This window comes from Blastococcus sp. TBT05-19, from assembly GCF_003319095.1.
Classification (GTDB): Bacteria; Actinomycetota; Actinomycetes; order Mycobacteriales; family Geodermatophilaceae; genus Blastococcus.
Map to the genome: position 1 here is coordinate 277,537 of NZ_QOHI01000005.1, position 8,795 is coordinate 286,331.

The 8,795-nt window shown below is 74.3% G+C and carries 11 protein-coding genes; 8 read left to right on the forward strand and 3 right to left on the reverse strand.

The window, feature by feature from the left end; translation table 11 throughout:
• Window position 1 precedes the first annotated feature (1 nt).
• The 8 genes from DQ244_RS14955 to nusB are packed head-to-tail and all read left to right on the forward strand — an operon-like array spanning window position 2 to window position 5,992.
• Window positions 2-655: a prepilin peptidase gene (locus DQ244_RS14955; protein WP_113812268.1), complete on the forward strand. Its 654-nt coding sequence runs from the start codon at window positions 2-4 to the stop codon at window positions 653-655.
• 45 nt (window positions 656-700) lie between these two features.
• Window positions 701-1,879, forward strand: coding sequence for a chorismate synthase (gene aroC, locus DQ244_RS14960; protein ID WP_113812269.1), 1,179 nt, complete (start codon window positions 701-703; stop codon window positions 1,877-1,879).
• A complete protein-coding gene (locus DQ244_RS14965; RefSeq protein ID WP_113812270.1) occupies window positions 1,876-2,409 on the forward strand; it encodes a shikimate kinase in 534 nt (177 codons plus the stop codon). Before aroC ends, DQ244_RS14965 begins: the two co-directional genes overlap by 4 nt.
• Window positions 2,406-3,467: a 3-dehydroquinate synthase gene (aroB, locus tag DQ244_RS14970; protein WP_113812271.1), complete on the forward strand. Its 1,062-nt coding sequence runs from the start codon at window positions 2,406-2,408 to the stop codon at window positions 3,465-3,467. Before DQ244_RS14965 ends, aroB begins: the two co-directional genes overlap by 4 nt.
• A complete protein-coding gene (gene aroQ / locus DQ244_RS14975; protein WP_113812272.1) occupies window positions 3,464-3,898 on the forward strand; it encodes a type II 3-dehydroquinate dehydratase in 435 nt (144 codons plus the stop codon). Before aroB ends, aroQ begins: the two co-directional genes overlap by 4 nt.
• Entirely contained in the window at window positions 3,895-5,007 is a 1,113-nt protein-coding gene (locus DQ244_RS14980) for a Xaa-Pro peptidase family protein (RefSeq protein ID WP_113812273.1), read from the forward strand. Before aroQ ends, DQ244_RS14980 begins: the two co-directional genes overlap by 4 nt.
• Window positions 5,008-5,568, forward strand: coding sequence for an elongation factor P (efp, locus tag DQ244_RS14985; RefSeq protein ID WP_113812274.1), 561 nt, complete (start codon window positions 5,008-5,010; stop codon window positions 5,566-5,568).
• 16 nt (window positions 5,569-5,584) lie between these two features.
• Window positions 5,585-5,992: a transcription antitermination factor NusB gene (gene nusB / locus DQ244_RS14990; RefSeq protein ID WP_113812275.1), complete on the forward strand. Its 408-nt coding sequence runs from the start codon at window positions 5,585-5,587 to the stop codon at window positions 5,990-5,992.
• A gap of 4 nt (window positions 5,993-5,996) precedes the next feature.
• Here the strand turns inward: nusB and DQ244_RS14995 are convergent, their stop codons facing one another.
• The 3 genes from DQ244_RS14995 to DQ244_RS15005 all read right to left on the reverse strand — a co-directional run bounded on the left by DQ244_RS14995 (window position 5,997) and on the right by DQ244_RS15005 (window position 8,644).
• Window positions 5,997-7,010, reverse strand: a complete 1,014-nt coding sequence (locus DQ244_RS14995) for an ABC transporter permease subunit (RefSeq protein WP_113812276.1) — start codon at window positions 7,008-7,010, stop codon at window positions 5,997-5,999.
• Window positions 7,007-7,930: an ABC transporter ATP-binding protein gene (locus DQ244_RS15000; protein ID WP_113812277.1), complete on the reverse strand. Its 924-nt coding sequence runs from the start codon at window positions 7,928-7,930 to the stop codon at window positions 7,007-7,009. Before DQ244_RS15000 ends, DQ244_RS14995 begins: the two co-directional genes overlap by 4 nt.
• 156 nt (window positions 7,931-8,086) lie before the next feature.
• A complete protein-coding gene (locus DQ244_RS15005; RefSeq protein ID WP_113812278.1) occupies window positions 8,087-8,644 on the reverse strand; it encodes a transcriptional regulator in 558 nt (185 codons plus the stop codon).
• Between the last annotated feature and the right edge of the window lie 151 nt (window positions 8,645-8,795).

Here is an 8,795-nt window from a genome sequence, read left to right on the forward strand (position 1 = left end):
CATGGACGTCTCCCGCCCGGTGCTCGCCGGAGCCGCGGTGCTGCTCGGGCTCGCGCTGGGTCCGTGGCTGTCCCGGACCGCCGGTCGCCTCGCGGCCCGGGCCGCCGCCGCACCGCGCCGCGACGTGGTGGTCACCGCGCTCACCGCGGGGCTGCTCTGCGCCGCCGCTCTGTTCGGCGGCGTCCGCCCGATCACCGGCGGGCTGCTCTGGGTGGCCGGCGCGGCCGTCGTCCTGGGCGGGGTCGACCTGGCCGTCCACCGGCTGCCCGACCGGGTGCTCCTGCCCGCGGCCGGCGTCTTCGTCCTGGCCGCGGTCGTGGACGCCGCCGTGCTCGGCACCTGGGAGGCGCTGGTCCGCGCGGCGCTCGCTGGGGCCGCCGCCTTCGCGGTCCCGGCCGGCGCGGCCGCGGTCTCACCGGCCGCGCTCGGCTTCGGCGACGTCAAGCTCCTCGGCCTGCTGGGGCTGGTCCTGGGCTGGTTCGGCTGGGGCGTCCTCCTGGCCGGGATCTTCCTCGGCCTGCTCGTCGGTGCGGCGGTGTCGGTGCTGCTGGTGACGACCGGCCGGGCGGGCTGGCGCAGCACCGTGCCCTTCGGTCCGCCGCTGCTCGCCGGTGCGGTCCTTGCCCTCGCGATCGGCGCCGTCCCGCCCGGGTGACCCGTGCTCCCGGGCCCGGGGGAGCCGTACGGCACAATCGCCCGCATGTTGCGCTGGCTGACCGCCGGTGAGTCGCACGGCCAGCAGCTCACCGCCATCCTCGAAGGACTCCCGGCCGGGGTCGAGGTCCAGACCTCCGACCTCGACCTCCAGCTGGCGCGCCGCCGGCTGGGGCACGGCCGGGGTGCCCGCATGTCCTTCGAGCAGGACGTCGTCACCCTGACCGGGGGCGTCCGGCACGGCCGCACCCAGGGCGGGCCGATCGCCGTCCAGGTGGGCAACACCGAGTGGCCCAAGTGGCAGACCGTCATGGCCGCCGACCCGGTCGACGCCGAGGTGCTCGCCGGTCAGGCCCGCAACGCGCCGCTCACCCGGCCGCGGCCCGGGCACGCCGACCTGGCCGGCATGCAGAAGTACGGCTTCGACGACGCCCGGCCGGTCCTGGAGCGGGCCAGCGCCCGGGAGACCGCGGCCCGGGTCGCCCTGGGCGCGATCGCCCAGGCGTTCCTCCGCCAGGCCGTCGGCGCCGCCGTGGTCAGCCACGTGGTCGGCATCGGCCCGGTGGTCGCCCCCGACGGCATCGTGCCCGGCCCGGAGGACAACCCGCGCCTGGACGAGGACCCGGTGCGCTGCGCCGACCCCGCCACCAGCGAGCGGATGACCGCCGAGATCGACGACGCCCGCAAGACCGGTGACACCCTCGGCGGCGTCATCGAGGTGGTGGTGCACGGCCTGCCGCCGGGTCTGGGCAGCCACGTGCACTGGGACCGCCGCCTCGACGCGCGGCTGGCCGGAGCGCTCATGGGCGTCCAGTCGGTGAAGGCCGTCGAGGTCGGCGACGGGCTGGAGACCGCCCGCCGCCGCGGCTCGGTGGCGCACGACGAGATCGTCACCACCGGCGGCCGCATCCAGCGCCTCACCGACCGCGCGGGCGGCATCGAGGGCGGCATGACCAACGGCGAGGTCGTGCGCGTGCGGGCGGCCATGAAGCCGATCAGCACCGTGCCCCGCGCCCTGCAGACCGTCGACGTGGCCACCGGCGAGGCCGCGGTCGCGATCAACCAGCGCAGCGACGCGTGCGCGGTGCCCCGCGGCAGCGTCGTCATGGAGGCGATGGTCGCGCTGGTCCTCGCCGACGCGGTGCTCGAGAAGTTCGGCGGCGACTCCGTCGCCGAGACGCGGCGCAACGTCCAGGCCTACCTCGACGCGCTGCCCTACCGGTGAGCGGTCCGGCCCTGGTCCTCGTCGGCCCGCCGTCGGCGGGCAAGACGACGGTCGGCACCGCCGTGGCCGAGGCCCACGGGCTGCCGTTCCGCGACACCGACCGCGACGTCGAGGCCGAGACCAGGACGACGATCGCCGACCTGTTCGTGCAGCAGGGCGAGCCGTACTTCCGCGCGCTCGAGGAGAAGGCCGTCGCCCGGGCGCTCGGCGAGCACGCCGGCGTGCTGGCGCTCGGCGGGGGCGCGGTGACCAGTCCCGCGACCCGGGAGCTGCTCGTCGCCCACGGCCGGTCCGGCGGCGCCGTGGTCTGGCTGGACGTCGACGTCGCGTCGGCCGCCCGCCGGGTCGGGCTCTCCCGGGACCGGCCGCTGCTGGCGGTCAACCCGCGCGCGATGCTGCGCACCATGCTGGAGGAACGCGCCCCCATGTACGCGGAGGTGGCCACCCAGCGGGTGCACACCGCGGGGCGCACACCGGAGGAGGTCGTCGCCGAGGTGCTCGCCGTCCTGACCCCGGAGGTGGGCCGGTGACCCGCCGCGTCCCCGTGGCCGGGGAGCAGCCCTACGAGGTCGTCATCGGCGCCGGCGCGCAGACCGAGCTCTCGCTCGTGCTGGCCGGCACGCCGAAGGTGGTCGTCGTCCACTCCGCGCCGCTGGCCGCGGCGGCGGGGTCCGCCGTCGAGGTCCTGCAGACCGCCGGGGTCGCCGCCGAGGCGGTCGTCGTCCCCGACGGCGAGGCGGCGAAGACCGCGCAGGTCGCCGCCGAGGTGTGGGAGGAGTTCGGCCGGCTCGGGCTGACCCGCTCCGACGCCGTCGTCGGCATCGGCGGGGGAGCGGTCACCGACCTGGCCGGCTTCCTGGCCGCCACCTGGACCCGGGGCATCCGCGTCGTCCAGGTGCCCACCAGCCTGCTCGGCATGGTCGACGCCGCGGTCGGTGGCAAGACCGGCATCAACACCGCGGCCGGCAAGAACCTCGTCGGCGCCTTCCACCCACCGGCCGCCGTGCTCGCCGACACCGACCTGCTGGCCGGCCTGCCCGACGCGGAGTTCCGCTCCGGCATGGCCGAGGTCGTCAAGTGCGGCTTCATCACCGACGGCCGCATCCTCGAGCTGCTCGACGCCGATCCCACCGGTCGCGCCGACACCGAGGAGCTCATCGAGCGCGCGGTGCGGGTCAAGGCCCGGGCGGTGGGGGAGGACCTGCTCGACACCGGTGTGCGCGAGTTCCTCAACTACGGCCACACCCTCGGCCACGCCATCGAGCGGATCGAGGACTTCGGCTGGCGGCACGGCGAGGCCGTCGCCGTCGGCCTGGTCTTCGCCGCGTCGCTCGCCGGCGAGGCCGGGCTGCTGACCCCGGACGAGGTGGCCCGGCACCGCGACCTGGTCGCGGCCATGGGGCTGCCCACGACCTACTCCGGGGACTGGGACCGGCTGCAGCAGGTGATGCGCGTGGACAAGAAGGCCCGCGGCGCGTCGCTGCGCTTCGTCGTCCTCGACGGGCTCGGCAGCCCCCGGATCCTGACCGACCCCGACCAGGCCTGGCTCGACGCCGCATGGGCCGCCGTATCTGGAGACCACCCATGACCATCCACGTCCTCAACGGCGCCAACCTCGGACGGCTCGGCACGCGCGAGCCCGAGATCTACGGGACGACGACCTACGCGGAACTGGTGGAGCTGTTGGAGACCGCCGCCCGCGAGCTCGGCGTCGAGGTGCTGGTGCGCCAGACCGACGACGAGGGCCAGCTGCTCCGCTGGATCCACGAGGCCACCGACTCCGGCGACCCGGTCGTGGTGAACCCCGGCGGCTGGACGCACACCTCCGTGGTGCTGCACGACGCGATCGCTGCGGTGACAGCGCCCGTCGTCGAGGTGCACATCAGCAACATCCACCGGCGCGAGGAGTTTCGGCAGCACTCCTACGTCTCCCGTGCGGCCGACGGCGTCATCGCCGGGCTCGGGGTCGGTGGGTACGTGCTGGCGCTGCAGTGGCTGGTGCTGAAGGGCCTCTCGTGAGCAGGGCGCGCCGGGACGCGCTGCGGGCCACGGCCGCCGAGCGCGGGCTGGACGCCGTCCTGGTCACCAACCTGGTGAACGTGCGGTACCTGACCGGCTTCACCGGCTCCAACGGGGCGCTTCTCGTGCGCACCGACGGCGGGGACCTGTTCGGCACCGACGGCCGCTACACGACCCAGGCCGGCACGCAGGTGCCCGACGTGGAGCTGCTCGTCGACCGGGCGACCGTGCCCGCGCTGGCCCGGGAGGCGGTGCGCTCTCGTCCAGGTAGCCCGCCCGCCCGGCGGATCGGCTATGAGTCCCACGACCTCACGGTCGACGGGCTGCACGGCCTGGAGCGGGTGCTCACCGACGCCGCCGCCGGGGGCACGGTGCCGGAGCTGGCCTCGGTCCGCCGCGCCGTCGAGGCCCAGCGGGCGATCAAGGACGACGGCGAGATCGAGGCGCTGCGCCGGGCGTGCGCGGTCGCCGACCAGGCGCTGGCCGAGCTCGCCGCCGAGGGGGCGCTCCGCCCCGGCCGCACCGAGCTGCAGGTGGGCCGTGAGCTCGACGCCCGGATGCTGGCGCTGGGGGCCGAGGCGCCGTCGTTCGAGACGATCGTCGCCACCGGCGCGAACTCCGCGATCCCGCACCACCGGCCCGACGCGACGGTCCTGGCCGACGGCGACTTCCTCAAGCTGGACTTCGGCGCGACCGTCGACGGGTACCACTCCGACATGACCCGCACCCTCGTGCTGGGGCACGCCGCCGACTGGCAGCGCGAGATCTACGCCCTCGTCGCCGAGTCGCAGGCAGCCGGCCGGGCGGCCCTCGCGGTCGGCGCGGACGTCGTCGCCGTGGACTCCGCTGCCCGCGACGTCATCGTCGCCGCCGGCCACGGGGAGCACTTCACGCACGGTCTCGGGCACGGCGTCGGGCTGGAGATCCACGAGGCGCCGGGCATCGGTCAGCTGGGCGCGGGTAGTCTGGCCGCCGGCATGGCCGTCACCGTCGAGCCGGGGGTGTACCTCCCGGGGCACGGTGGTGTCCGGATCGAGGACACCCTGATCGTCACGGACGACGCGCCCGAGTTGTTGACCCTCACGAGCAAGGAACTGCTGGTTCTCTAGATGGCTACCACCAACGACCTGAAGAACGGCATCGTCCTCAACCTGGACGGCCAGCTCTGGACCGTCACCGACTTCCAGCACGTGAAGCCCGGCAAGGGCGGCGCCTTCGTGCGCACCACGCTGAAGAACGTGCTCTCGGGCAAGGTCGTGGACAAGACCTTCAACGCCGGCACGAAGGTCGAGACCGCCACCGTCGACAAGCGGAACATGACCTACCTGTACAAGGAGGGCACCGACTTCGTCTTCATGGACGGCGACACGTTCGACCAGATCTACGTGCCGGCCCAGACCGTCGGCGGCGGCGCGGACTACCTCCTCGACAACACCGAGGTCACCGTCGCGATGCACGACGGCACCGCGCTCTACGTCGAGCTGCCGGTGACCATGGAGCTCGTCGTCGAGCACACCGACCCGGGCCTGCAGGGCGACCGCTCCACCGGCGGGACCAAGCCCGCCACCCTGGAGACCGGCGCGCAGATCCAGGTGCCGCTGTTCATCTCCACCGGCGAGAAGCTCAAGGTCGACACCCGCGACGGCCGGTACCTCGGCCGCGTCAACTGATCGCCCGGACCACTCCATGGCTGCACGCACGAAGGCCCGCAAGCGCGCGGTCGACGTCCTCTACGAGGCCGACGTCCGCGGCCGGGCGCGGCTGGAGCTGCTCGCCGAGCGGGTCGCCGACGGCAACCCGCCGGTGCCCGAGCACTCCGTCCGGCTGGTCGAGGGTGTCGCGGAGCACGCGGGCCGCATCGACGAGCTGATCGAGACCCACACCGCGGGCTGGTCCCTGGACCGGCTGCCCGACGTCGACCGCGCGATCCTGCGGATGGCGACCTACGAGCTGCTGTGGGTCGACGACGTGCCCGACGCCGTGGTCATCGACGAGGCCGTGGAGCTGGCGAAGGCGCTGTCCACCGACGAGTCGCCGAAGTACGTCAACGGCGTGCTGGGCGCGATCCTCGCCGCCGAGGTGCCCACGGCCTAGCGGCTCAGTGCAGGTCGCGGCGGGCGAACAGCCAGGTGCCGATCCCGACGACCACCGCGACGTACAGGCCGACGACCAGCCCACCGTGCAGGTTGGTGACCAGGTAGGACGGCGGCTCGGTGGCGAAGTCGGTCGAGTAGTCGTAGATCCGGGTCCCACCCGGGAGCACGAGGGCGACGGCGTTCACCAGCAGGCTCCAGCGGTCGGCCGACAGCCCCACGAAGCCCCGCAGCGCGCTCTCCAGGATCGCGAAGTAGACGAAGGCGACGCCCAGCGCCGCGCCGGTGTTCCGGGTGAGGTTGGCCAGCCCGAAGCCGAGCAGGGCGATCAGCACGGTGAGCACGACCGCGCGTCCCTGCGCCGCCAGCAGCTCGTCCCAGAACCCGTCGGGCAGCTCGCGGCCCGAGCCGGCCGCGGAGTCCAGGATCCAGGCCATCAGCAGCCAGGCAGCCTGGGCCGCGGCACCGATGACCGCGGCGGCGAGCGCCAGGACGACGACCTTGGCGCCCATGACCGTGAGCCGGTTCGGCACCCAGAACAGCAGCGCCACGATCGACCGGTTCGACCACTCGGCGCCGATCCAGGTGGCGCCCACCAGGAAGGCCAGCACCGAGGCCGCGGCGGCGAAGCCCATCGTCCCGGGGGTTGCGTTCGAGGCCAGGTCGAACGGCTGCACCTGGAGGAAGTCCTCCACCGTCATCGGCGGGCCGCAGAAGTCGTCGACCGCCTGCCCGGCCTCCTCGGCCTGCGCGGCGCACTCCTCCCGCCACTGCTCGTCGTCCTCGCGCGCCTGCTCGAAGGTCTCCTGCGCGACGGCGTAGTCGGCCTCCGTGGGGTGGTCGAAGGAGGCCAGACCGATGCCGATGGCGCCGAGCCAGCCGAGGACGGCCAGGCCGAGGAGCACCTGGATGAACCGGCGCGTGGTGAACCGGAGGAGCTCGCTGCGCAGCAGGCTGCCGCCGCGCCGGTCGCCCTCGGGCCCGGCCGGCGCCTTCGGCTGCTGGGTAGCCGCGCTCACGCCTGCGCCCCGGTGATGGCGAGGAACGCGCTCTCCAGGTCGGGGGTCACGCGGACCAGCTCCTCGACGTAGTGGCCGTGCTCGGCGAGCACGCGGGTGATGGCGCCGGGAGCGGGCGAGCCGTGCACGAGCACCTGGCCGTCCGGGGCGGGGGAGACGGAGTAGCCGGCGGCGGCGAGGACCGCGGCCGCAGCCGCGGGATCCGGCACGCCCACGCGGACGTCGCCCGTGCCGGCGCGGGACAGCACCTGGGCCACCGGGCCGGAGGCGACCTGGCGGCCGCGGGCGAGGATCGTGACCGAGTCGCACATCTGCTGCACCTCGCCGAGCAGGTGCGAGCTGACCAGCACCGTGGTGCGGCCGTCGTGGCCGAGCCGCCGGACGAGCTCGCGCACGTCCTTGATCCCGGCCGGGTCCAGCCCGTTGCTCGGCTCGTCGAGGATCAGCAGCCGCGGCGCCTTGAGCAGGGCGGCCGCGATGCCGAGCCGCTGCTTCATGCCGAGCGAGTAGCCCTTGAACCGGTCGCCGGCGCGGTCGCGCAGGTCGACGAGGTCCAGGCACTCCTCGATCCGGGCACGGGAGACGCCCGCGGCCTCGGCCAGCAGCCGCAGGTTCATCCGGCCGGAGAGCCCCGGGGAGAAGAGCGGGGTCTCGACCAGCGCCCCGACGTCGGCGATCACGCCGCCCAGCTCCGCGGGCACGGGGCGGTCGAGCAGCCGCATCTGCCCGGCGCCGGCGTCGGGGCGCACCAGGCCCAGCAGCACGCGGATCGACGTCGTCTTGCCCGAGCCGTTCGGCCCGAGCAGGCCGTGCACGCCGCCGGACTGCACGGTCATGTGCAGGTCGTCGAGCGCGCGGAACGGCTGACCGCCCCGTCGGCGGTACGTCTTCGAGACGCCCACCATCTCCACTGCCGGCATGCCTGTCCTCCTCAGCAGCGGGCACGCGGCCCGGAGTGCGAGCACCCTGGCACAACGGCCGAGCCGGGGACAGCGTCCGGCGCGCGTGTCGGAGCGGAGCCGGGAACGAGGAAGGGCCCCCGCCGCGTCGTGCGGCAGGGGCCCTCGGTCAGCGGATCAGCGCGGCGAGCGCCGGCGGTCGCCCCAGGAGTCGTCGACGTCCTCCTCGAGGTCGTCGTCGCCACCGGAGCCGACGATGCCCTCCATGCCGGGGGACAGGACGCCCCACTCGATCAGCCGCGAGGTGAGCTCGTCGGGGCTCATGTCGTAGATGATCGCCAGCGACTTGAGGTCCTCGGCGCGGATGGAGAGGACCTTGCCGTTGTAGTCGTGCCGCTGCGCCTGGATGGTCGAGGCGTAGCGCGCGAGCGGGCCGGCCTCGTCGGCGGGCAGCGACCCCAGCGACTCGAGGTTCAGCACGATCTTGTTGGTCGAGGTCACCGCGGAGCTGGGCCGCGGGTCGGGCAGCAGCTCGGAGACCGGCACGCCGTAGAAGACGGCGAGCTCCGACAGGCGCTGCACGGTGACCGCGCGGTCGCCACGTTCGTAGGACCCGACGACGACCGCCTTCCAGCGGCCGTGCGACTTGTCCTCCACGCCCTGGAGGGACAGGCCCTGCTGGTTGCGGATCGCGCGGAGCCGGGCGCCGAGGGCCCGTGAGTAGTCGGTGCTCATCTGCGTCTGCTCACTGTCCGTCGTCTCGGATGGGTGCTGGTCGTCACGCAGCGTACTGGCCGAGCCTGGATCACAACAGGCGGCCTGCTCACCCGCGAGGGGGGTGAGCGCGCCGCCACGGACCGTGGCCGGACGCGCGTACGCCCTGGCC

Bases quoted from the DNA above. Each gene is read 5' to 3' on its own strand.
- DQ244_RS14955 (WP_113812268.1), top strand. From the start codon at position 2: ATGGACGTCTCCCGCCCGGTGCTCGCCGGAGCCGCGGTGCTGCTCGGG.
- aroC (WP_113812269.1), top strand. From the start codon at position 701: ATGTTGCGCTGGCTGACCGCCGGTGAGTCGCACGGCCAGCAGCTCACC.
- aroQ (WP_113812272.1), top strand. From the start codon at position 3,464: ATGACCATCCACGTCCTCAACGGCGCCAACCTCGGACGGCTCGGCACG.
- efp (WP_113812274.1), top strand. From the start codon at position 5,008: ATGGCTACCACCAACGACCTGAAGAACGGCATCGTCCTCAACCTGGAC.
- nusB (WP_113812275.1), top strand. From the start codon at position 5,585: ATGGCTGCACGCACGAAGGCCCGCAAGCGCGCGGTCGACGTCCTCTAC.
- DQ244_RS15000 (WP_113812277.1), bottom strand. From the start codon at position 7,930: ATGCCGGCAGTGGAGATGGTGGGCGTCTCGAAGACGTACCGCCGACGG.
- DQ244_RS15005 (WP_113812278.1), bottom strand. From the start codon at position 8,644: ATGAGCACCGACTACTCACGGGCCCTCGGCGCCCGGCTCCGCGCGATC.